Below are 22,941 nucleotides of genomic sequence, written 5' to 3'. Positions count from 1 at the left end.
GGGTGACTGGAGCCAACGGCGCCGTAGTCGCAATCGTTCCGGCCGCAGGGTCGGGTGAGCGGCTGGCAGTCGGCGTACCCAAGGCGTTTTATCAACTCGACGGGCAGACCCTGGTCGAGCGCGCCGTCGAGGGCCTACTGGAATCGAAGGTCGTCGACAACGTCGTGGTAGCGGTCCCGCCGGATCGAACCGACGAAGCAAAGCTGATCCTCGGGCATAAGGCCATGATCGTTGCCGGCGGCGCCAACCGTACCGAGACCGTGCGTCTGGCGCTCTCCGCGCTAAAGACCTCTGAGCCGTCGTTTGTGCTGGTACATGACGCAGCGCGGGCGTTGACGCCACCTTCGTTGGTCACGCGAGTGGTCAACGCATTGCGGGACGGCCACGCCGCCGTGGTGCCCGCGTTACCACTTACCGACACCATCAAGGCGGTCGACGCCAACGGGGTCGTCTTGGGTACCCCAGAACGGGCGGGCCTCAGGGCGGCACAGACCCCGCAGGGGTTCGCCGGCGATCTGCTGCTGCGCGCCTATCAGCACGCGGGCACCGCCGACTTCACCGACGACGCATCACTGGTCGAGCACATCGGCGGCCAGGTTCAGGTGGTCGAGGGTGATCCGCTGGCGTTCAAGATCACCAACCGACTCGATCTGTTGTTGGCCCAGGCGGTAGTGCGCGGGTGAACGGACTGCCGCGGGTGGGTTTGGGTGTCGACGTGCACCCGATCGAACCCGGACGCCCATGTTGGCTGGTGGGCCTGCTGTTCCCGAGCGCCGACGGCTGCGCCGGACACTCCGACGGCGACGTTGCGGCGCATGCGTTGTGTGACGCCGTACTGTCGGCTGCCGGGCTGGGCGACATCGGCGACGTGTTCGGAGTCGACGATCCACGGTGGGCAGGTGTCAGCGGAGCCGCCATGCTGCGTCATGTCGTCGAGCTGATCACGCAGCACGGCTATCGGGTGGGGAATGCCGCCGTGCAGGTGGTCGCCAATCGGCCCAAGATCGGTTGGCGCCGTCTCGAGGCGCAGGCCGTGATGTCGCGGCTACTCAATGCGCCGGTATCGGTGTCGGCCACCACCACCGACGGGCTCGGCCTGACCGGACGGGGTGAGGGTCGGGCCGCCATCGCCACGGCATTGGTGATTTCGCTGCGCGACCCGTTCCCGGCCAAGTAGGGTCGGGCGGCCGTTGCGGTCGTAGGCAGTAAGCTGGCACGTCGTGACCGATCGCGCCCGCTTGCGGCTCCATGACACGGCGGCCGGCGCCGTGCGCGATTTTGTTCCGCTGCGCGACGGACACGTTTCGATCTATCTGTGCGGCGCCACCGTGCAAGGCCTGCCGCACATCGGGCACGTCCGCAGCGGGGTGGCATTCGACATCCTGCGGCGCTGGTTGATCGCACGCGGCTTCGACGTCGCCTTCATCCGCAACGTCACCGACATCGACGACAAAATCTTGAACAAGGCCGCCGCCGCCGGCCGACCGTGGTGGGAATGGGCGGCCACCTACGAACGGGCATTTACCGCCGCCTACGACGCCCTGGATGTGATGCCGCCGTCCGCGGAACCGCGAGCCACCGGGCACATCACCCAGATGATCGAATTGATCCAACGTTTGATCGAAACCGGCCATGCCTATACCGGCGACGGGGACGTCTACTTCGATGTGCTCAGCTACCCGGATTACGGCCAGCTGTCCGGGCACAAGATCGACGACGTCCACCAGGGCGAAGGCGTGGCCGCGGGCAAACGCGACCAGCGCGACTTCACCCTGTGGAAGGGCGAAAAACCCGGAGAGCCGTCCTGGCCGACGCCCTGGGGCCGGGGCCGTCCCGGCTGGCACCTGGAATGCTCGGCAATGGCCCGTACCTTCTTGGGGCCTGAATTCGACATCCATTGCGGCGGAATGGATTTGATCTTCCCGCATCACGAGAACGAGATCGCGCAGAGCCGCGCCGCCGGCGACGGGTTCGCCCGCTACTGGCTGCACAACGGCTGGGTGACAATGGGCGGGGAAAAAATGAGCAAGTCATTGGGCAATGTGCTGGCCATACCGGCGATGTTGCCGCGGGTCCGGCCGCCCGAGCTGCGCTATTACCTGGGCAGCGCGCACTATCGGTCAATGCTCGAGTTCTCTGACACCGCCCTCCAGGACGCCGTCAAAGCCTATGTCGGCGTGGAGGATTTCCTGCACCGGGTGCGCAGCCGGGTGGGTGCCGTGCTGCCCGGCGAATGGACGCCGCGTTTCGCCGAGGCGCTCGACGACGATCTGTCGGTTCCGATAGCGCTGGCCGAAATTCACCACGCCCGCGCAGAAGGCAACCGGGCACTCGACGCCGGTGACCATGAAGCCGCAGTGCGAAGCGCCGGTTCGATCCGCACGATGATGGGAATCCTGGGCTGCGATCCGCTCGACGAACGCTGGGAATCGCGGGACGAGACAACGGCTGCGCTGGCGGCTGTCGGCGTACTGGTACAGGCCGAGCTGGACAACCGTGAGAAGGCGCGCGAGCAGCGTAACTGGGCACTTGCCGACCAGATTCGGGATCGCCTCAAGCACGCCGGCATCGAGGTCACCGACACCGCCGACGGGCCGCAGTGGACGCTGGGCGGTGGCGGCAAGTAAATGGCGGGTAACTCGCAGCGCCGGGGGGCGGTACGCAAATCCGGCACCAAGAAGGGCGCCCCTGTCGGGTCGGGCGGGCAGCGCCGTCGCGGTCTGGAGGGCCGCGGTCCCACCCCGGCGGCGCATCTGCGGCCCAACCATCCCGCCGCTAAGCGGGCCAAGGCGGCGCCGCGCCGTCCGGTACGGAGTCGGATCGACGAAGCCGAGACGGTTCTTGGCCGTAACCCCGTGCTGGAATGCCTGCGCGCCGGAGTGCCTGCCACCGCGTTGTACGTCGCGCTCGGCGCCGAAGCGGACGAGCGGGTGACCGAATCCGTTGCCCGGGCCGCTGATTCGGGGATCTCGATCCTCGAGGTGCCGCGTGCCGATCTGGACCGGATGACGGCCAACCACTTGCATCAGGGCATCGCGTTGCAGGTGCCGCCGTATCACTACGCCCATCCTGACGATCTGCTCGCGACAGCCATGGACACGCCGCCCGCGTTGTTGGTGGCGCTGGACAACATCTCCGACCCGCGCAACCTCGGTGCGATCGTGCGCTCGGTGGCGGCCTTCGGCGGCCATGGCGTGTTGATCCCGCAGCGCAGATCGGCCTCGGTGACGGCGGTCGCATGGCGTACCAGCGCGGGCGCTGCCGCCCGTATTCCGGTGGCTCGGGCTACCAATCTCACCAGGACACTGAAGGATTGGGCCGACCGCGGGCTGCGGGTGATCGGGCTGGATGCCGCCGGTGAGACCGGAGTCGACGACCTGGACGGTAGTGACCCGTTGGTGGTGGTCGTCGGCTCCGAGGGCAAAGGGCTGTCGCGGCTGGTGCGGCAGAACTGTGACGAGGTGGTGTCCATACCGATGGCCGGGCGTGCGGAGTCGCTGAATGCCTCGGTGGCCGCCGGCGTGGTGCTTGCCGAAATCGCCCGCCAGCGCCGGACTTAACACGGCGAGAAGACATAGAATCGCCCAAATCGTCATGGAATACTGCGATTTTGCGTCTGCTCGCCACTAGGCGCGGGGGTCAGGATCAGGGCAAACCGTGGAGTCCGTTCTGGCCCAGCAGCCGTCCGCCCGCGCCGGCGCCGCCACCCGCACCCGGAGTCTTTGGCGAACCCGCCGTTACCGCCGTTGCCGATCAGATTGCACTGCCGCCATTACCGCCCTGGCCGCCGACCGCCAGCGCCGCCGTTGCCGAGCAAGATGCCCCCGGGCGCGCCGTTTTGGCCGGTCTCCGGTGCGCCATTGGCGCCGTTGCCGATCAGCGGGCGCCCCAGGACGGCCTGGGTGGGAGCGTTGATCACGCCCAGGATGTCCTGTCCGGAGGGTCTGCAGGGCGGAGTTTGCGTTTTCTGCGCCGGCGTAGGAGCCGCGTCGGTGCTCAGCGCCTGGACGAAATGATCGTGAAATACCGCCGCCTGAGCGGTCAGCGTCTGAAACGCCCGGCGTGACCGGAAAACAGTTCCGCGACCGCGGTCGACACCTTGTCGGCGGCCGCGGCCGATATCCCGGTGGTGGGACCGACCGCCGCCGCATTGGCCGTCGTAAGCGCCGAGCCGATTCTGGCCACATCGTCGGTCGCCGCTGCGACCATCTCCGGAATCGTGATCAGAAACGACATCCAACACCTCGTGCATAGCTATCGCCTCCCCGAGAACAAGGAGAGAGCTACCACGAGACAGACCCGCAGCACGCCTCACCGTATCGCGAGGGCGGCGCCCGTTCGGAGTAATGCGATCACCTTTGGCGATCCCGAGGCGGGCGGCGCGACCCGCCCGGGACCGCGGCCGAACGTCGTGGTGGTTGCCGCCCGCCGGGCACCCGAGAGCTGTTGGGCCCTTAACCATCAACCGAACGCGGGCAGTCAGCTAGCTGGCCCAGGCCGACATGTCCGTCAACTGGGTCAGTCGGATGCTGTTGCCCGACGGATCGCGGAAGCCGGAGTCGATGCCGTACGGCCGCTGTTCGGGCGGCTCGGTGAACTCGACGCCACGAGCCGTCAGCTCCTGGTAACTGGCCTGGCAGTCGGCGGTGGTGAGAAACACCGTGCCGGCGAAGCCTTTTGCCGTCAGATCCAGGACTTGTAGGCGGGTGGGCTCGTCCAGCATCGGCGGGCCGGGAACGTCCATCAAGACGATTGACACGTCATCTTGACCGGGCGGTCCGACGGTCAGCCAGCGGAAGCCGCCGAGTTCCGGCAGCGAAACATCCTGGCGCACTTCCATGCCGACCTTCTCGGTCCAGAATTTCAGTGCCTCGTCCTGGTCGTGTACCCAAAGCTGGGCGCTTGCGATTTTCAACATGCAGAAGACGCTAGGTGCTCACCGCGCCCGGCGTCTTCTCCCCGTGTGCTGTCTTGGGGCACCACCCGGCTATCGGCCGGCGGCCGGGTATGTGCCCGCAAGATGCAGTGCGGCACTCGGGCGTGCAGCGCCGCCGGCGGCAGGCTGGCGCGGTAGGCGGCCGGCGGCTTGCCGTACACCCGGGCGAAGCTGCTGGTGAAGGAGCCGACGCTCTGCAAACCGACCATGACGCAGACCTCCGCGATTGACCTGTCGGTGTAGCGCAGCAGCGCCGCGGCCCGCTCCAGCCGCCGGGTCTGCAGGTATGCGCGCGGAGATTCCCCGAATGTCCGGGTGAACATGCGGCTGAAGTGAGCGCGTGACAGCCCGGCCGCCGCGGCCATGTCATCGACGGTGATCGGTTCGGCGTAGCGGGCGTCGACGAAATCCTTGGCACGCAGTAGGTATCTGGCCGGACGAGGCTGCGGCATGCCGTCAAGTATGGCGCGTCGGCGGAATCGGCACAGAAATCAGACACCGAGCAGCTGCGCGCTCGCCCACAGCGCGAGCACCGCCGCCAGCAGCGCGGTGGGTACTGTGCAGAGCCCCAGACGGGTGTATTCGCCGACGCCGGCCTCGACGTGGTGACTGCGCAGCACCCGCCGCCACAGCAGGTTGGACAGTGAACCGACGTAGGTCAGGTTGGGGCCGATGTTGACCCCGATCAGCACGGCCAGCACCGCCGCCGGCCCGGCGGCCGCGACCAGCGGCAACAACACCAGGGTCGCCGGAAGGTTGTTGACCAGGTTGGCCAGCGCGGCGGCCACCGCCGCGATACCGAGCAGCGCCGGCAGCCCGGAACCCGACGGCAGCACCGTAGACATGGCCCTACCCACTCCGTTGAGCATGACCGCCTGCACGACGACGCCCAGCGCCAGCACGAAGACCAGAAACGCCACGTTGGCCGAGCGCACGATCTCCGTCACCGACGTGTGCCCACGGCCGAGGCTGCGCAGCGCCAATAGCGACGCGCCGGCCAATGCGGCCCACGCCGGCGCCACCCCCGCCGCCTCGGCGATCACGAACCCTGCCAGGGTCAGCGCCACGACCACCAACACGAACACCGGCGGCCGCGGCGGCGGCCCGAGTTGCTCGGGGTCCGGTGCAACACGCAGGTCCCGGGCGAAGAACCACCGGAACACCGCGTAGACCGCCGCCACCGCGGCCAGCCACGGCAGTCCCATCACCAGCGTGAACTTGATGAACGAGATCCCGGCGACGTGGTAGGCGAGCAGATTGGTCAGATTCGACACCGGAAGCAGCAGCGACGCGGCATTGGCCAGGTGCGCGGTGGCGTAGGCGTAGGGGCGCACCGGCGGTCGCAGCCGCCGCACGACGGCCAGCACCACCGGTGTCAGCAACACCACGGTGGCATCCAGGCTGAGCACCGCGGTGATGACGGCGGCAATGACGAACACGTGCCGCAGCAGCCCGACCGACCCGGTGCTGGTTCGCGCCATCGCCGCACCGGCGGCCTCGAACAGGCCCTCGTCGTCGCACAGCTTGGCCAATACCAATACGGCACCCAGGAAGGCGACCACCCGTGCCAGCCCGGCAACCTGGGCGGCCGCCTGATGGACCGAGATCGCCCCGATCCCGATCAGGATGACGGCCGCCGGGACCGCCGCCAGCGCCTCGGGCCAACCGCGCGGACGGGTGACCGCGAAACCCAGGACCACAGCCAGCAGCAGCAGCGCAACGACGAGGGGCAACGTTCAAAAACCTTCAGGAACGAGGGTTCTCGCGCCACTGCGCAGTCGGCGACGGTCGCACGCGGTCACGTTCCAGCCTGCCAACGGTCCGCACCGACGTGGCGACGTTGTCAGCGGCATGGCTACCTATCGGCGGCTATCGGCGGACTGGCGGCGAACTGGACGGAGCTTGAGCGACAGCGCCTAGTGCTCTGTTGGCAGGCGCGCCGTCTACCCGGAAGCGATCTCAGCGGATATTACCCGCCGTCGGCGCAGCCGCCGTCAGCACCGTCGAGGCACACCATGGTGTGCCTTCCCCGGGTGGGCTGCTGAGCCTTGATTAACGTGGAGTCGACGGGTGGGTCCCCGTCACCGCACCGGGGAACGGAATTGTCAATGATCGATCCGAGCACCGATGGTCCGCTTCCCCGACGAACCGCGCACGCCCTGGACCTATTGGCGTTTTCACTGGCCGATGTCCGCGATGGGTTAGCTCCCTATCTCTCGATCTATCTGCTGCTGACTCACCACTGGGACCAGGCCTCCATCGGGTTCGTCATCGCGGTCGGCGGTCTCGCGGGAGTCGTCGCGCAAACGCCGGTTGGCGCCGTGGTGGACCGGACCACCGCGAAACGGGCGTTGGTCATCGTCGGCGCGGTGTCGATCGCCGCGGCAGCATTGGCAATGCCGCTGTTTCCCGGCTTCTACTCGATTTCGTTCCTGCAAGCCGTTACCGGGATCGCCGGCTCCATCTTCAATCCGGCATTGGCCGCGATAACACTCGGCATTGTCGGGCCGCGGATGTTGTCTCGACGGATTGGTCGTAACGAGTCGTTCCGGCATGCCGGTACCGCGGCGGCAGCTGCCGCAGCCGGCGGTCTCGCTTACTTGTTCGGCCCGGTAGTGGTGTTCTGGCTGCTGGCCGCCATGGCGGTGATCAGCGTCGGGGCAACGCTACGGGTCCCGCCCGACGCGATCGACAACGACCTGGCCCGCGGTCTGGACCGGGCTATCGGGATACAGCACGCGCAGCCGTCCGGATTCTCGGTGCTGCTGCACGCCCGGAGACTGATGATCTTCGCCGTGGTGGTCTTCACCTTCCACTTCGCCAACGCGGCCTTGCTGCCGCTGGTCGGGCAGAAGCTGGCGTTGCACAACAAGCAGGTCGGGACGGCGCTGATGTCGGCGTGCATCGTCGCCGCACAGGTTGTCATGGTGCCCGTCGCATATGTCGTCGGATTCAAGGCCGACACCTGGGGACGAAAGCCGATCTTCCTGGCCGGCTTCGCGGTCTTGACCGTCCGCGCGTTCCTGTACCCGCTGTGGGACAACTCGTACTGGCTTGTCGGTGTGCAACTTCTCGACGGTGTGGGAGCCGGCATTTTCGGCGCATTGTTTCCCGTCGTCGTCCAGGACGTCACACACGGAACGGGCCGGTTCAACGTCAGCCTGGGGGCGATAACCACCGCGTGGGGAGTGGGTGCCGCGTTGTCGAATTTCGTTGCCGGCAGGATCGTGGTCGCGGCCGGTTACGACGCGGCATTCATGGCACTGGGCGCCATCGCGGGCGCGGGCTTTGCGCTCTATCTGGTCGCGATGCCGGAAACGGCCGCGACGGCAGGTTCTGCGTCAAACCCACGGGTCCTCGCGCCGCCACACCGTCGGCAGCTGTAACGAGATGCCGTCCGCCGCGGCCAGCTCGTCGAGGATGCGCATCGACACGTCCAGGTCGTCGGCCGCATACGGTATGGCGCGCAACGGTTTTGACAGCGGACGGAAGAAGTCGTCCCAGTGGACCAGGATCACCCGGCGGGCGCCGACCGCGCGCACCACCTCGGTCCAGTAGTCGACCAGATAAGACCGCGGTTGCAGGCCCAACTGGCCGACACTGAGGTAGACGACCTCGGCCCGGTACCCGTCCAGGGCGCCCGTGACGAAACCGGCGCTGCCCTGGATCAACAGCCGCCGGCCCGACGGGCGGTGGTGCACCAGCGTCGACCATGCCTCACCGCAGCGGTAGGCCGACGCCCGCACCGGCGGCACCACCGGTGCGCTGATCCCCCCGGGGAATCGGTCCGGCGGGCAGTGGCGCGATTCGACCAGCGTGACGTCGTAGCCGCCCAGCTCGATCGGCTGTCCGGGGACCGCCACCACCAGCCGGTCTTCGGCCAGCCCGTAGCCGCGCCCGACGTTGGCCGCCGACTCGCCCCCGACCAGCTGCGCGCCGGTGCGGTCGGCCACTAACGCGGAGTCCATCGCGTGGTCGATGTGGGTGTGCACCGGGATGACGGCCGCAAGCCGCGACACCTTGGCGCGGGCCAGGCAGCCGTCCACCCGTGCCGGCGACGGCGCCACCTTGGCCGCGGCCACCTGCGCCAGCCCGGGGCGGGAGAAGTAGCCGTCGGTCATCAACGCCGACGAGCCGTCGTCGAGCAGCAGCGTGCTCACGCCCATCCAGAGCACCGACAACGGCGAATCCGGTTGGGCCGCAGGGACATTGAACCGGCAGGAATAACGGGTGAGGTTGGGACGACCGAGTTTCAGCCGCATCAGCAGAACGCCTTGATCTCGGCGCCGGAGGCCGCCAACCGCTCTCGCACCGCGGTCGCAATCTGCACCGCTCCCGGCGAATCTCCGTGCACACAAAGCGATTCCACGGTGACGGGCACGGGTGTGCCGTCGACCGCGGTGACTGCGCCGGTGGCCACCATGGCGACCGCGCGCTCGGCGATCGCCGTGGGGTCGACCAGCACCGCGCCGGGTTCCCGGCGGGACAGCAGTTGCCCGTCGGGCCGGTAGGCGCGATCGGCGAACGCCTCGGCCACCGTGCGCAGGCCGAGGCGGCTAGCTTCGTCGAAAAACACCGAACCCGTCATACCCAGCACCGGCAGCGCCGGGTCGACCATCCGCACCGCCGTCGCCACCGCGGCCGCCTGCTCGCGGTGGGTGACGATCGTGTTGTACAGGGCGCCATGGGGTTTGACGTAGGACACCGTTGAGCCGCCGGCCTGGGCGATGGCCTGCAGCGCGCCGATCTGATACACGATTTCGGCAAGCAGGTCCTCGGGGTCGACGTCGATGAAGCGCCTGCCGAACCCGGACAGGTCGTGGTAGCCGACCTGGGCTCCGATGCGCACGCCGCGCTCGGCGGCGGACCGGCAGACCCGCAGCAGTCCGGCCGGGTCTCCGGCGTGGAAGCCGCATGCCACGTTGGCGCTGGTGACGATCTCGAGCATGGCGTCGTCGTCACCGAGCTGCCAGGCGCCGAATCCTTCACCGAGGTCGGCATTGAGGTCGATGGAAGCCACCCGCCCAGCTTATTGCGGGATGGCCGACGAGGCCCGGTCAGTGCCGAGCGGCCTTAGCCCCCTCGCGAACCTTGCGACGCCTGAACCCGCTGCGCCGGCGCCGTGCCAACCGCCTCGGGACCAGGTGCGACCAGCATAAAGGCCGGGACGTCGAGGCCCGCGCGAGCCCTCGGCGAAACGGCCGCGTAGCCGCGCCGACGGAGCCGCTGTAGCCTCACCGAACGTGGGCTCCACACCTCGCCGGCGGGCGACTCTGGCGTCGCTGGCTGCTGAGCTCAAGGTGTCGCGCACCACCATTTCGAACGCGTTCAACCGACCGGATCAGCTTTCCGCCGAACTGCGGGAGCGGGTGCTGGCCACCGCCAAGCGGATGGGTTACGCCGGACCCGACCCGGTGGCGCGATCCCTGCGGACCCGCAAAGCGGGCGCCGTCGGCCTGGTGATGGCCGAACCGTTGACCTACTTCTTCAGCGACCCGGCGGCGCGCGATTTCGTGGCCGGGGTCGCGCAATCGTGCGAGGAGCCGGGGCAGGGCCTGCTGCTGGTCGCCGTGGGCGCCAGCCGCAGCCTGGAGGACGGCACCACCGCCGTGCTCAACGCCGGGGTCGACGGCTTCGTCGTGTATTCGGTGTGCGACGACGATCCTTACCTGCAGGTGGTTCTGCAGCGGCGGTTGCCGGTTGTGGTGGTCGACCAGCCGAAGGACCTGCCGGGAGTGTCCCGGGTGGGCATCGACGATCGCGCGGCGATGCGCAAGGTCGCCGACTATGTGCTCGGGTTGGGGCATCGCGACATCGGGCTGCTGACCATGCGGCTGGGCCATGACCGGCGCCAGGGCCTGGTCGACGCGGAGCGGCTGAAGTCGCCGGCTTTCGACGTGCAGCGTGAGCGCATCATCGGCGTCTGGGATGCGATGACAGCGGCCGGGGTAGACCCGGATTCGCTGACCGTCGTGGAAAGCTACGAGCACCTGCCGACGTCGGGCGGTGCTGCCGCCAAGGTGGCGCTGGCCGCCAACCCGCGGATCACCGCGCTGATGTGCACCGCCGACATCTTGGCGCTCTCGGCCATGGATTACCTTCGCGGACATGGCATTTACGTGCCGGGTCAGATGACCGTGACCGGATTCGACGGCGTGCCGGAAGCCATCGGCCGCGGGCTAACCACGGTGTCGCAGCCGAGTCTGCAGAAGGGCCGACGGGCCGGCGAACTGCTGCATCGACCGCCGCGGTCCGGTCTGCCCGTCGTCGAACTGCTCGCCACCGAGCTGATCCGGGGCCGAACCTGCGGGCCCCCCGCTTAGGCCTAGCTGTTAGGCACTCTCCTGGCCACCGAGCAACAACCGCACGGCGAGGTCCAGTCGCTTGCTGACGTCGGTGGCCGATGCGCGACGGGTCAGCCACGCAAGCAGATTCGACAACCACACATCCGAGATCACCCGGGCGATGTGGTACTGATCCTCGGTCGGGTCACCGTCGGCCATGGCGCGGGCGAACATGCTGTCGATGAGCTTCTCCACGTGGTCGACCTCGGTGGCCGCCGAAGCGTCGGCGAAGACGTAGGCACGCGTCATCGCCTCGGTGAGCAACGGATTGCGTTGCATCGCGCGATTGAGCTTGCCGACCATGAAGCTCAGCCGCTGATACGGGGTGCCGCCGGCCAGCGCGGAGCGGTCGGTCTTGGCGTCGATGCGGCTGAATTCCCGGCCCAGCGCCGACACCAGCAGATGCACCTTCGACGGGAAGTACCGATACAGCGTGCCGACCGCGACATCGGCGCGATCGGCGACCGCGCGCATCTGCACCGCCTCGTAACCGCCCTTCGACGCGATGGCCATGGTGGCGTCCAGGATGCGCTTGCGACGCTCCCGCTGTGCCTCCGAACCCAACTCGGACTCAGCCAATACCGCCACGTTCATGACCTCGCGCGGTTGAGTGTCAGAAACGCGGCCCGGACTCGTGTTCGCTGCAGACATGTAACGCGTAACTCCCCTCCCGGGCGGTTGGTCGCCAAACGATACGCATGTTGTGCGTGAATTTCCCACCTCCCGGTCGCGGGGACAACGTCGTGTACTGGCCTAATAGCTGTCGACTTGACGGTTGATCATTTTCACTATTAGAACACGTTCTAGTGGCTTTGAATGTTCCTCGGATGTTTCTGGCCGGGTGAATTTCACTACGGGAGGGGCTGAAGGTGGTAGCGACCGTCACCGACGAACAATTCGCGGCTCGCGAGTTGGTACGCGACTGGGCTCGCACCTCGGCCTCCGGAGAGGCTGCGACGGCGGCGAGCCGCGCCATGGAAGCCACCGAACACGGCGACCCCGACGCCTGGCGACCGGTGTTCACCGGCCTGGCCGAATTGGGGCTGTTCGGCGTTGCCGTCCCGGAGGATCGCGGCGGCGCCGGCGGCAGCATCGAGGACCTGTGCGCCATGGTCGAAGAGGCCGCCAAGGCTTTGGTGCCGGGGCCGGTGGCGACCACCGCGCTGGCCGCCCTGGTGGTGCCGGATCCCGAATTGCTGGCGGCGCTGGCCGCCGGCGAACGCGTCGCCGGGCTCGCGCTGGAAGGCGATGTGCAGTTCGACGCCCAGACCCGACGAGTATCGGGCACGGTTCCGTGGGCGCTGGGCGCCGTCGCCGGCGGCGTGCTGCTGTTGCCGGCCGACGGCAGGTGGCTGCTGGTCGATACCGCCGGCGACGGCGTGCACCTGGAGCCGTTGCGGGCCACCGACTTTTCGCGGCCGGTGGCGAAAGTGGTGTTGACGTCGGCGCCGGTGGCGCCGGCCAGCGTGATCGCCGATTCCTGGGAGCGCGTCGAGAACCTGGCCGCCACCCTGCTGGCCGCCGAGGCCGCGGGAGTGACCCGGTGGGCGCTGGACACCGCGGTGGCCTATGCCAAGGTTCGGGAGCAGTTCGGCAAGCCGATCGGCAGCTTCCAGGCCGTCAAGCACCTGTGTGCGGAGATGCTGTGCCGCGCCGAGCAGGCCGAGGTGGCCGCCGCCGATGCGGCCCGGGCCGCTGGGGACCCCGACAGCCAGCAGTTCGCCATCGCGGCGGCGGTGGCCGCCGGCCTCGGTATCGCCGCCGCAAAAGCCAACGTCAAAGACTGCATCCAGGTGCTCGGCGGCATCGGCTGCACCTGGGAGCACGATGCGCACCTGTATCTGCGCCGGGCCCACGCCAACGGCCGGTTCCTCGGTGGTGCCGAGCGCTGGCTGCGCCGCATTGCCGCGCTCACCCGCGACGGCGTTCGCCGCCGGCTGACTATCGACCTGACCGGGGTGCGGGAGCTGCGACCCGAGATCGCCGCCGCAGTCGCCGGAGTCGCGGCGTTGCCGGAGCAGCAGCGGCAGGCGGCCCTGGCCGATGCCGGGCTGTTGGCGCCACACTGGCCGCCGCCGTATGGACGCGGCGCATCCGCGGCCGAGCAGTTGCTGATTGATCAGGAGCTGGCGGCAGCCGGCGTGGTGCGGCCGGACCTGGTGATCGGTTGGTGGGCGGCGCCGACCATTCTCGAGCATGGCACGCCCGAACAGATCGAGCGCTTCGTTCCGGCCACCCTGCGCGGCGAATTCCTTTGGTGCCAGCTATTTTCCGAACCGGGCGCCGGGTCCGACCTGGCGTCGCTGCGCACCAAGGCGGTTCGCGCCTCCGGAGTTCGGGGTGGTTGGCTGCTGACCGGGCAGAAGGTGTGGACGTCCAAGGCGCACCTGGCCAGGTGGGGGGTGTGCCTGGCGCGGACCGACCCGGACGCGCCAAAGCACAAGGGCATCACCTACTTTCTGGTGGACATGACCTCGCCCGGGATCGAGATCCGGCCGCTGCGCGAGATCACCGGCGACGCGCTGTTCAACGAGGTCTTTCTGGACAATGTGTTCGTGCCCGACGAGATGGTGGTCGGCGCGGTCAACGACGGCTGGCGGCTGGCACGCACCACGCTGGCCAATGAGCGGGTGGCGATGGCCACCGGTACCGCGCTGGGCAACCCCATGGAGAAGCTGCTCGAGGTGCTGGCCGAGACGGAACCCGACGTCGCCCAGCAGGATCGGCTGGCGAGGTTGATCGTCATTGCTCAATGTGGTGCGCTGCTGGATCAGCGCATCGCCCAGCTGGCCGTCGGCGGTCAGGATCCGGGCGCGCAATCCAGCGTGCGCAAACTCATCGGGGTCCGCTACCGCCAGGAGCTGGCCGAGTTCATGATGGACGTGTCCGAGGGCGGCGGCCTGGTGGAAAACCAAGCGGTTTACGACTTCCTCAACACCCGCTGCCTCACCATCGCCGGCGGTACCGAGCAGATACTGCTCACGCTGGCCGCCGAGCGGCTGCTTGGCCTGCCGCGTTAAGTATCCGTCGCCGGTTCGCGGATCTCGCACCCAACTGCACCCGTCCGGGGCGGCCGTGTCTCCGAATGGCTTATGTCCGACAGGAGCGGCACACGGCCGTCTGGTGACGAAGGAGTCGAAACGCACATGATGAACGCTTGGGCCAGAACAGTCGCGGCGACTAGCCTCGCGGCGATCGCAATCGGGGGTTTCGCGGCTTGTTCGAGCAATAAGTCGGCCAGTGGACCATCGACGAGCAGCAGCGCGCCGACCAGCATGGCGGCGCCCGCGTCGACGTCGGCGATGGCCGATCCGGCGGCTGACCTTATCGGTACGGGCTGCTCGGAGTACGCCAAGCAGAATCCCAGCGGTCCGGGGTCGGTAGCCGGCATGGCGCAGGACCCGGTGGCGACCGCGGCGTCGAACAACCCCATGTTGACGACGCTGACGTCGGCGCTGTCGGGCAAGTTGAACCCGAACGTGAACCTGGTCGACACCCTCAACAGCGGCCAGTACACGGTGTTCGCGCCCACCAACGCGGCCTTCGACAAGCTGCCCGCGGCCACGATCGATCAGCTCAAGACGGATTCAGCGCTGCTGCGCAGCATCCTGACCTATCACGTGGTGCAAGGTCAGGCGAGCCCCAGCAAGATCGACGGCACCCACAAGACGCTGCAAGGGGCCAACGTGACCGTGACTGGCCAGGGTAACGACCTCAAGGTCAACGACGCCGGGCTGGTATGCGGTGGCGTTCATACCGCCAACGCGACCGTGTACATGATCGACACGGTGCTGATGCCGCCGAACCAGTAGGCTTTGCCAGCTCTACCCAAAACAGCCCGGCCCCGGCCGGGCTGTTTTGTTGTGCCCCTTTGCACCAATCCAATCGTGGTTCGGCGTCGAATACCAAACATGTTGACACTTGCGCTGATTGGCTTTGTCGGGGGCCTCATCACCGGCATATCACCGTGCATTCTCCCGGTGCTACCGGTGATCTTCTTCGCCGGCGCACAGCAAGGCGGCCCAGAGTTGGCTGCGCGCAACGCGTCTGACGGCGACGTCGCTGTGGCGACGAAGCCGCGACGCGGGCTTTCGGAGACGTTGCGCCCCTACCGGGTGATCGGCGGCTTGGTGTTCAGTTTCAGTGTGGTCACTTTGACCGGCTCGGCATTGCTGTCGCTGCTGCATCTGCCGCAGGACGCGATTCGCTGGATCGCGCTGGTCGCATTGGTGGCGATCGGGCTGGGCCTGATGTTTCCCGCATTCGAGCAGCTGCTGCAACGGCCGTTCTCCCGGATCCCGCAAAAGCAGGTCGGCAACCGCCGCAACGGGTTCGGCCTGGGCCTGGCGCTGGGTGTGCTCTACGTCCCATGCGCGGGGCCCGTGCTGGCCGCGATTGTGGTGGCCGGGGCGACGGCGCAAATCGGGGTGGGCACCGTCGTTCTCACGCTGTCTTTCGCGTCCGGCGCGGCGCTGCCGTTGTTGTTCTTCGCGTTGGCCGGCCAGCGGGTGGCCGAGCGGGTGAGCGCTTTTCGGCGTCGGCAGCGGGAAATCCGGGCTACCGCAGGCATTGTGACGATTCTGCTTGCGGTGGCGCTGGTGTTCAACCTGCCCGCGGTGCTGCAGCGGGCCATTCCCGACTACACCAGCTCGCTGCAGGACAGACTGGGCAGTGATCGGCAGATCCGGGAAAAGCTCAACCTCGGCGGCATCGTCAACGACCAGAACGCGCAGCTGTCGAATTGCAGCAACGGCGGCAATGAACTTGAAAATTGCGGCGCGGCACCAGATCTCAAGGGCATTGTCGGTTGGCTGAACACGCCCGGCGGCCAACCGCTCGACCTGCGATCGCTGCGCGGCAAGGTGGTCCTGGTCGACTTCTGGGCCTACTCCTGCATCAATTGCCAGCGGGCCATCCCACACGTCGTCGGCTGGTACAACGCCTACCGGGACCAGGGTTTCGAGGTCATCGGAGTCCACACACCGGAGTACGCGTTCGAGAAGGTGCCCGGCAACGTCGCCAAGGGCGCCGCCGACCTGGACATCAAATACCCGGTTGCGCTGGACAACAACTACTCCACCTGGACCAATTACCGCAACCGGTACTGGCCCGCGGAGTATCTGATCGACGCCACCGGCACTGTGCGACACATCAAGTTCGGCGAAGGCGACTACGACGTCACCGAGAACCTGATCAGGCAGTTGCTTGTCAATGCCAACCCCGGGGTCAAACTCCCGGCGCCGGTGGACGCGACCGATCTCACCCCGCGGCAACAAACCACTCCCGAGACCTACTTCGGGGTCGGCAAGGTGGTCAACTACGGCGGCGGCGGTCAGTACGACGAAGGCTCGGCGACATTCGACTATCCGCCAACCCTGGCCGCCGACAGTTTCGCGCTGCGCGGGCCATGGTCCCTGGACTACCAAGGCGCGACGGCCGAAAGCGACGAGTCGAGCATCAAACTCAACTACCACGCCAGGAACGTCTACGTCGTCGTCGGCGGAAGCGGAACCCTCACCGTGACCCGGAACGGCCAGACCACCACGGTGCCGATCAGTGGACCGCCGACGTCGCACCAGATCGTCGGCGGCGACCGGGTCCAGAGCGACACCTTGGAGGTGCGTCCCACCAAGGGGTTGCAGGTGTACTCCTTCACCTATGGCTGATTTTCGGTGATCGCCAATCCAAATCCGGTGCGGCTCCGAATCACCAATGTCCGGCATGAATGAGACGGCACGACAACGTTGTCGTCGACAATACTGAAGGAGCCGATTAGCGATGAAAAGTTCAATTGCAGCAACAGGTTTGGTGGCAGCGGCCGTCGTGGGTCTGGCGGTAGCCACCTCGCCAAGTGCCGCCGCGGCCGATTTGGTCGGGCCGGGATGTGCGGATTACGCGGCCGCCAACCCCAGCGGCCCGGCATCGGTGGAGGGCATGTCGCAGGTTCCGGTGGCGGTGGCGGCCTCCAACAATCCGATGCTCACTACACTGACGTCGGCGGTATCCGGCAAGCTCAACCCTCAGGTGAACTTGGTCGACACGCTCAACAATGGGCAGTACACCGTGTTCGCGCCGACCGATGCCGCGTTCGGCAAGCTGCCGGCGTCGACGATCGACCAGCTCAAGACCGATTCAAACCTGTTGAGCCGCATCCTGACCTACCACGTGGTGCAAGGTCAGCTGAGCCCGGCCAGGGTGGTCGGCCAGCACAAGACGCTGCAGGGAGCCAACGTCATGGTCAACGGCCAGGGCAACGGCCTGAGCGTGAACAACGCCGGCGTGGTCTGCGGCGGGGTACCCACCGCCAACGCGACGGTGTACCTGATCGACACCGTGTTGATGCCACCGGCATAGTTGCGCCGCGGCGAGCCACCCAGCACTGCTGATCGGATCCCCGGCCAGGAACTCGACTATCTCGTTTCCTGGCCGGGATCCGGCATGATCGTCCAATTTCGTTGAGTGCATCGGTGATCCAGCCGCCTGCGGTCGGTGGAGTAAGCGCACTCTCAAACCGCGGCGAGGATCTCCTCGGCGGCGCGGCGACCCGAGGTAATCGCGCCATCCATGTAGCCACTCCACACCTGGGCCGTCTCCGCTCCGGCCCAGTGGATGCGGCCGACCGGCGCGGCCAGCGCCTTGCCATACTGAGTCAGCGCGCCGGCGCCGAGCCGGCCACCGTAGCAGCCACGCGTGAATTCCTCAGCAGCCCAGTCTTGTTCGACGATGTCGAACGGCTCAGCGGCTTGCGGCCCGAAATACTTCACCAGCGAATCGATCACGAGCTGGTGGCGCTGCTCGGTCGGCAGCTCCGCCGCTTCGCGGGCGTGGGCGCCCTCCAAGAAGCCGACCAGCACACCGCAGGCGGCGTCGGGAGGAGAGTTGTCCAGGACGACGTTGAACGCGTCGTCCAGGCTGGTCACAAAGCCGCTGAGACCGGCCTCGCGCCAAAATGGGGTCTCATAGCCGACCTGGAACTTGATCACCGACCCCGCCGGGAATTGTTGGGTGAGGCCGTCGCGCACGGCGGGCAGGGGCGGCAAGTAGCGGATCCGGCCCGCCAGCGTAGGCGGGATCGCGGCCACCACGTGGCCGGCCCTGATCTTGCCCGTCTGGCCGGCGTCGGCGTCCTCGTAGCAGACGATGACACCCTGCCCGTCCTGGGTGATCGTGCGTACCACCGCCCCAAGCTGGACCCGATCAGCAAGATCCTCGGCCATCCGCTCGGAGATCCGGTGCGTCCCGCCCACGACGCGGCTCTCCTGTGCGCCTCCGGTGACGGCGAGCATGGTCGCCAAATTGTTGCCCGAGCGGATGTAGAACAGAAAGTGCAGAAACGAAAGCTCGGGTGTTTCCGCGGAGAACAGCGTCGGCACGATCAGCCGGAAGAACCGAAGTGCCACGGTGTCAGTCGTATTCGCGGCAAGCCAGGTGTCGAAATTCTGTCGGTCCAGCTCCGCCGCGTCGTCCGCTCGCCAGGGCGCCGAGGTGGGTATCGAGCCCGCGAGCGTCTCGATAACCCCCAACAGGCGACCGATCTCGGCCAGGCTGTCGGGCGGGAGGCCGAACGTCGCGTCGGAGTACCGGACCACCTGTCCGTCGTAGCACGAGATCGCGTCGCCGGTGTCGTAGGTAGGGAACGTCTCCAGTCCGAGCTCGTCGATCAGCTCGAGTACCGCGTGCTGGCTCGGCCCCACCCACTGGCCGCCCATCTCGACCTGCACGCCGTTGCTCAGAAACCCGCCAAAGTTGCGGCCCGCGACCCGATCGCCTCGAGGTCCTGCGCGGAGCGCCTGACGTCCGGGTTGGCGATGTGCTGCAGGATCAGCCCATCGATGCTGGCCACCAGCACTCGAGCGAGCCGATCGAAGGGAAGCGCGGATGTCTCCCCGGCCCGTGTCGCTGCCTCCTGGCACCACTGCGCCACGATCTCGGTGTACCTCTCGTATTGCCAGCGCGGCAGCGCCTCCAAGCCGGGCGTACGCAGCGCGTGGGTGACGAGTTCGTACTGAACGAGTTGCAGATCGCGGTGGTCGACGACCAGCTTTTCCCAGAAATTGCGCAACCCGCACCCGATCGCGTGTTCCAGCCCGGCCTCGAGCTCGGCTGAACTCTTCAGCAGGTCGGCAATCTCCTCCACGACATCCTCGATGACCGCGCGCAGCAGGCCTTGCTTGCTCGGGAAGACGTATTGCAGCGTCCCCAGCGGTATGCCGGCTTCGTCCGCCACAGCGCGCATCGTGGTGCCGCCGACCCCGTCACGCATCAGCACGACGCGCGCGGCAGCCACTGCCTGCTTGCTGCGCACGGCGGATCTGATGTAGGGCATCGAATCTCCCGTCTCGGATATCTCCCGAATGGGGCCACGGTAGCTGTTTGCCGGCCACCCAGTGCAACCCACAACTTCGCTTACGGGGGCGCAAACCGCTCATCGGCACCCGGGCTTGATGACCGATCGGATGTGGGATCGCTTCCTGGCCAATCAATTTCCGCGATGAGGAGTCGAATTCGGAGTCTTAGCCGGCGGGCTGATCAGAGACTGCCGCTGCGCACCGGCGGGCTGCTCGAGCAACCGAAGCGGATGCTGGCCGTCGACGGCCCCGACAAATGGGGGATGGATGCTGTAGCCAAGCATGCGTTGGATATCCGCGGAGACCACTTTGGCAATGTCGGTCGGCACCGACAGCGTGAAGGCTTCGAGTGGTCGCAGCCAGGGTTGGCAGTATTGTGCGGTCACTGCCAAGCGGGCGGCCTCGGTGTTGTTCGCCCCGCCGCCGTGCCAGAGGGTTCCCAGGAAGAAGATGCACGAGCCGGCCGGCATGATGACGGACTTGCGGATATCGGTGGGAGTAGGCCGGCGGTCGTCCCAGCGATGGCTGGCGGGAATCACCACGGTGGCGCCGTTGGCCGCGGTGAAATCGTCGATGGCCCAGATGGTGGCCGCTCCCAGCGCGGGCCGGGGCCGGGGGATTGGGTAAAAGGCATCGTCGAAGTGCAACAGCTGGCTGGATTCGCCCGGCTCAATGTTGATGACCTGCAGCGCAGAGAGCAGGTAATTGGGCATCAACAGCCGGTCGAGAACGGCCAGGGGTCGGGGATGATCCACCAGCCGGTCGCATGCTCGGGTCTTGGACAGGACGCTGTATAGCCGCTGCGTACGGTGTCCCTCAAACGAGTTGCGCCCGTGGTAGCTGAGCATCGGGGCCAGCGCGTCGCGGATTTTTCGACATTCGTTGTCGCTCAATAGGTTTTCCCATATTACGAAGCCGTCGCGGGCCAGCGCTGCCAAGTCGGCGTCAACCAAATCGCTTTCCACCGAGGCGCCGGCGCTCGGCGTCCAGCGGTAGCGTCCGGCAAGGTCGCCAGTCAGGTCGTCAAGCGTTGACATGTCGCTCTTCGCGGTCATGTTCCCAGATCCCTTCGATGGCAAGGCCGACAGCGCCGGCCACAAACACCCACACCTGTTCGGCAACCTCGTCGGCGGGCGGGCGAGGCGATCGGCTCAGGGCGACGGTGCCCATGGCATGGACACCGGACAACGTCGCGACGGCCAGCAGGTGCGGGTCCCGGTCGGCCGGCAGCTCACCGAGGCGCTGAGCGTGCATGATGTTGTGCGCGGCGACGTCGGCCAGCTCCTGCAATAAGCGTGCGTTCTCGGCGACAACCGCGCCGTCGCCCAGCGGCCCGCCCAACATCAGCGGCGCCAACGGTTCGGCGTAGAGAAACGCCAACCAGTCACGAATGCGCCGGCGCTCACGTCCCGCCCAGGTCGGCGCGTCATAGTTGCGGAGCGTGACGGCGGCGCCGAGTCGTTGATAGAAATCTTGAACCAGCGCGATCAGCAATCCGGACCGGGTGCCGAAATACCGGTACGGCAGACCGGCACTGACTCCCGCCCGGCGCGCGACGGCGGCAACCTCTAGCTCGCCGGTTTCCGCCCACTCTGCGACCGCGGCGTCCAGCAATGCCTGCTGTGTCGCCGACGCCCTCGGTGTCGTGCCTACCGGCATGGGGCCCAGCATAAGTTGAGTTCAGCTCAATTAGTAGGCGGGATTCTGGTTCTCGCAGCCCAGTTGTGGACTTTCTATGAAAACGATTACACGTTTTAGATTACCGGTTATTGTTTTCGTATTACTCCACCGAGTCGGGAGCACCGCAACCATGACCACTGAATGCCGCGTATCTGACCTGTCCGAGCCGGTAAGCGCGCCGGCCGCACCGAACGCGGCGCCGGTCACGGTCGCCCACGGCGACGGCATCGGACCCGAGATCATGCGGGCGACATTGGATGTACTTTCCGAAGCCGGCGCCCGGTTAGCCATCGAAGAGGTGCAGATCGGTGAGGCGGCCTACCTGCGCGGTCAGAACTCCGGCATCGAGCCGGCGGCTTGGGAATCACTGCGACGTACCCGGGTGTTCCTGAAGGCTCCGATCACCACGCCTCAGGGCGGGGGATTCAAGTCGTTGAACGTTACCGTACGTAAGACTCTGGGCCTTTATGCCAACGTGCGTCCCTGCGTGGCCTACGCGCCGTTTGTGCCGACCCGCCACCCCGGCATGGATGTGGTGGTCGTCCGGGAGAACGAAGAGGATCTCTACGGCGGCATCGAGCACCGCCAGACCGACGAAGTCACCCAATGTCTCAAGCTCATCAGCCGGCCCGGTTGCGAGCGAATTTGCCGCTACGCCTTCGAATATGCCCGCCGGCATGGCCGGTCCAAGGTCACCTGCTTCACCAAGGACAACATCATGAAGCTGACCGACGGACTGTTCCACCGGGTATTCGACGAAGTGGCCGGCGACTACCCCGACATCGCGGCCGAGCACTGGATCGTCGACATTGGCGCCGCGAAGCTGACCGACACTCCGGAAAACTTCGACGTGGTGGTGATGCCTAACCTGTACGGCGACATCCTCTCGGATGTCGCCGCCCAGATCGCCGGTTCGGTGGGTATGGCGGGATCGGCGAATATCGGCGATGACGTCGCCATGTTCGAAGCCATTCACGGGTCGGCGCCGCGTCGAGCCGGTCAAGACGTCGCAAATCCGTCAGGCCTCTTGCTCGGAGCGGTGATGATGTTGGTGCACATCGGTCAGGGCGACGTGGCTGCAACGGTCCACAACGCCTGGCTGACGGCCCTCGAGACGGGGGCCGCGACCTATGACATCGCAGGGCCAGGACGGGCGGCGTTGGGAACCCGCGACTTCGCCAAGGCGGTGATCGCTCATCTCGGCCACCGCCCGCAGCGGCTCGCGGCTGTTGACTACCCCGTCGTCGAACGCCGGTCGGCCGCTGCTCCGCGCCCGGCGGTACGGGCGAAGAAGACCCTCGACGGCGTCGATGTGTTCCTGCACGCATCGCATGCTCGCCCGGACGGCCTGGCCGCCGCGTTGGTCTCGGCCGCCGGCGACGGCTGGCTGCGACTGCAGATGATCACCAACCGTGGTGTGAAGGTGTGGCCGGACGGATTCCCCGAGACTTTTTGCACGGATCACTGGCGGGCGCGGTTTCAGTCTCCCTTCCCCGGAGCGGCCGCACCCAGCCACATACTGCAATTGCTGCACCACCTGTATCGCGCCGGATTCGACGTCATCAAGACCGAGGGCTTGTATCGGTTCGACGGCCAACCCGCCTATTCGCCGGGCCAGGGGCAATGACGTGGC

Annotated in this window: 19 protein-coding genes and 3 pseudogenes; 11 read left to right on the top strand and 11 right to left on the bottom strand. The window is 67.0% G+C overall.

Translation table 11 applies throughout. The features are described 5' to 3' along the window. The first annotated feature begins 2 nt into the window (after positions 1 to 2). The 4 genes from ispD to rlmB are packed head-to-tail and all read left to right on the top strand — an operon-like array spanning position 3 to position 3,560. Positions 3 to 683 carry a 2-C-methyl-D-erythritol 4-phosphate cytidylyltransferase gene (ispD, locus tag B4U45_RS11590; protein ID WP_075548738.1) on the top strand — a complete coding sequence of 227 codons (681 nt, stop codon included), beginning with the start codon at positions 3 to 5 and terminating at the stop codon, positions 681 to 683. Beyond that, positions 680 to 1,177, top strand: coding sequence for a 2-C-methyl-D-erythritol 2,4-cyclodiphosphate synthase (gene ispF, locus B4U45_RS11585; protein ID WP_075548737.1), 498 nt, complete (start codon positions 680 to 682; stop codon positions 1,175 to 1,177). Before ispD ends, ispF begins: the two co-directional genes overlap by 4 nt. A 43-nt stretch (positions 1,178 to 1,220) precedes the next feature. Then, a complete protein-coding gene (gene cysS / locus B4U45_RS11580; RefSeq protein ID WP_075548736.1) occupies positions 1,221 to 2,627 on the top strand; it encodes a cysteine--tRNA ligase in 1,407 nt (468 codons plus the stop codon). Beyond that, positions 2,628 to 3,560, top strand: a complete 933-nt coding sequence (rlmB, locus tag B4U45_RS11575; RefSeq protein ID WP_075548735.1) for a 23S rRNA (guanosine(2251)-2'-O)-methyltransferase RlmB — start codon at positions 2,628 to 2,630, stop codon at positions 3,558 to 3,560. It abuts the gene before it with no gap. Between the two features lie 91 nt (positions 3,561 to 3,651). Here rlmB and B4U45_RS30405 read toward each other — a convergent pair. From B4U45_RS30405 to B4U45_RS11555, 4 genes and pseudogenes are all read right to left on the bottom strand, one after another. Continuing rightward, positions 3,652 to 4,236, bottom strand: a pseudogene (locus B4U45_RS30405) (PE family protein); the annotation flags it as partial. Between the two features lie 247 nt (positions 4,237 to 4,483). Then, complete coding sequence (locus tag B4U45_RS11565; RefSeq protein ID WP_075548734.1) at positions 4,484 to 4,918, bottom strand: VOC family protein; 435 nt, start codon at positions 4,916 to 4,918, stop codon at positions 4,484 to 4,486. Positions 4,919 to 4,928: 10 nt separating this feature from the next. After that, positions 4,929 to 5,388, bottom strand: a pseudogene (locus tag B4U45_RS11560) (helix-turn-helix domain-containing protein). Positions 5,389 to 5,427: 39 nt separating this feature from the next. Next, positions 5,428 to 6,669 carry an SLC13 family permease gene (locus tag B4U45_RS11555; protein WP_075548733.1) on the bottom strand — a complete coding sequence of 414 codons (1,242 nt, stop codon included), beginning with the start codon at positions 6,667 to 6,669 and terminating at the stop codon, positions 5,428 to 5,430. A 375-nt stretch (positions 6,670 to 7,044) separates the two neighbouring features. Here B4U45_RS11555 and B4U45_RS11550 point away from each other — a divergent pair, with 375 nt between their 5' ends. Beyond that, a complete protein-coding gene (locus B4U45_RS11550) occupies positions 7,045 to 8,322 on the top strand; it encodes an MFS transporter (RefSeq protein ID WP_075548732.1) in 1,278 nt (425 codons plus the stop codon). Here the strand turns inward: B4U45_RS11550 and B4U45_RS11545 are convergent. Continuing rightward, on the bottom strand, positions 8,278 to 9,198 hold the full coding sequence (locus B4U45_RS11545) for an MBL fold metallo-hydrolase (RefSeq protein ID WP_075548731.1): 921 nt from the start codon (positions 9,196 to 9,198) through the stop codon (positions 8,278 to 8,280). The two genes, B4U45_RS11550 and B4U45_RS11545, sit on opposite strands and share 45 nt — an antisense overlap. Continuing rightward, entirely contained in the window at positions 9,198 to 9,956 is a 759-nt protein-coding gene (locus B4U45_RS11540) for a LamB/YcsF family protein (RefSeq protein WP_075548730.1), read from the bottom strand. Before B4U45_RS11540 ends, B4U45_RS11545 begins: the two co-directional genes overlap by 1 nt. Before the next feature lie 223 nt (positions 9,957 to 10,179). On the opposite strand from B4U45_RS11540, the gene B4U45_RS11535 reads away from it, so the two are divergent. After that, a complete protein-coding gene (locus B4U45_RS11535; RefSeq protein ID WP_075548729.1) occupies positions 10,180 to 11,259 on the top strand; it encodes an Rv3575c family transcriptional regulator in 1,080 nt (359 codons plus the stop codon). 9 nt (positions 11,260 to 11,268) lie between these two features. Here B4U45_RS11535 and kstR read toward each other — a convergent pair whose 3' ends face one another. Continuing rightward, positions 11,269 to 11,868 (bottom strand): cholesterol catabolism transcriptional regulator KstR, encoded by a 600-nt coding sequence (kstR, locus tag B4U45_RS11530; RefSeq protein ID WP_162877330.1) that lies wholly within the window; start codon positions 11,866 to 11,868, stop codon positions 11,269 to 11,271. A gap of 281 nt (positions 11,869 to 12,149) precedes the next feature. Here kstR and B4U45_RS11525 point away from each other — a divergent pair, with 281 nt between their 5' ends. From B4U45_RS11525 to B4U45_RS11510, 4 genes are all read left to right on the top strand, one after another. Then, positions 12,150 to 14,300, top strand: a complete 2,151-nt coding sequence (locus B4U45_RS11525; protein WP_075548727.1) for an acyl-CoA dehydrogenase family protein — start codon at positions 12,150 to 12,152, stop codon at positions 14,298 to 14,300. Positions 14,301 to 14,426: 126 nt separating this feature from the next. Beyond that, on the top strand, positions 14,427 to 15,092 hold the full coding sequence (locus B4U45_RS11520) for a fasciclin domain-containing protein (RefSeq protein WP_075548726.1): 666 nt from the start codon (positions 14,427 to 14,429) through the stop codon (positions 15,090 to 15,092). Between the two features lie 99 nt (positions 15,093 to 15,191). Continuing rightward, positions 15,192 to 16,946 (top strand): cytochrome c biogenesis protein DipZ, encoded by a 1,755-nt coding sequence (locus B4U45_RS11515; RefSeq protein WP_075548725.1) that lies wholly within the window; start codon positions 15,192 to 15,194, stop codon positions 16,944 to 16,946. A gap of 112 nt (positions 16,947 to 17,058) precedes the next feature. Continuing rightward, the gene (locus B4U45_RS11510; RefSeq protein ID WP_075548724.1) at positions 17,059 to 17,634 is read left to right on the top strand and encodes a fasciclin domain-containing protein; all 576 of its coding nucleotides are present in this window, start codon (positions 17,059 to 17,061) and stop codon (positions 17,632 to 17,634) included. Positions 17,635 to 17,786: 152 nt separating this feature from the next. Here the strand turns inward: B4U45_RS11510 and B4U45_RS11505 are convergent, their stop codons facing one another. The 4 genes and pseudogenes from B4U45_RS11505 to B4U45_RS11490 all read right to left on the bottom strand — a co-directional run bounded on the left by B4U45_RS11505 (position 17,787) and on the right by B4U45_RS11490 (position 21,287). Next, positions 17,787 to 19,001 (bottom strand): flavin monoamine oxidase family protein, encoded by a 1,215-nt coding sequence (locus tag B4U45_RS11505; protein ID WP_075548723.1) that lies wholly within the window; start codon positions 18,999 to 19,001, stop codon positions 17,787 to 17,789. An 8-nt stretch (positions 19,002 to 19,009) separates the two neighbouring features. Then, complete coding sequence (locus B4U45_RS11500) at positions 19,010 to 19,606, bottom strand: TetR/AcrR family transcriptional regulator (protein WP_075548722.1); 597 nt, start codon at positions 19,604 to 19,606, stop codon at positions 19,010 to 19,012. A 234-nt stretch (positions 19,607 to 19,840) separates the two neighbouring features. Beyond that, positions 19,841 to 20,683: pseudogene (locus B4U45_RS11495) on the bottom strand (phytanoyl-CoA dioxygenase family protein); the annotation flags it as partial. After that, positions 20,652 to 21,287, bottom strand: a complete 636-nt coding sequence (locus B4U45_RS11490; protein WP_083153687.1) for a TetR/AcrR family transcriptional regulator — start codon at positions 21,285 to 21,287, stop codon at positions 20,652 to 20,654. The gene B4U45_RS11490 and the pseudogene B4U45_RS11495, both read right to left, overlap by 32 nt. Before the next feature lie 151 nt (positions 21,288 to 21,438). Between B4U45_RS11490 and B4U45_RS11485 the strand changes: the two genes are divergently transcribed. Next, positions 21,439 to 22,935, top strand: a complete 1,497-nt coding sequence (locus tag B4U45_RS11485) for an NADP-dependent isocitrate dehydrogenase (RefSeq protein WP_082275568.1) — start codon at positions 21,439 to 21,441, stop codon at positions 22,933 to 22,935. The last annotated feature ends 6 nt before the right edge of the window (positions 22,936 to 22,941 follow it).

Origin of the sequence: Mycobacterium persicum (genome assembly GCF_002086915.1) — a bacterium.
Lineage (GTDB): Bacteria > Actinomycetota > Actinomycetes > Mycobacteriales > Mycobacteriaceae > Mycobacterium > Mycobacterium persicum.
Note: the sequence above shows the minus strand (reverse complement) of the source record. Positions and strands in the feature narration are given on the sequence as shown.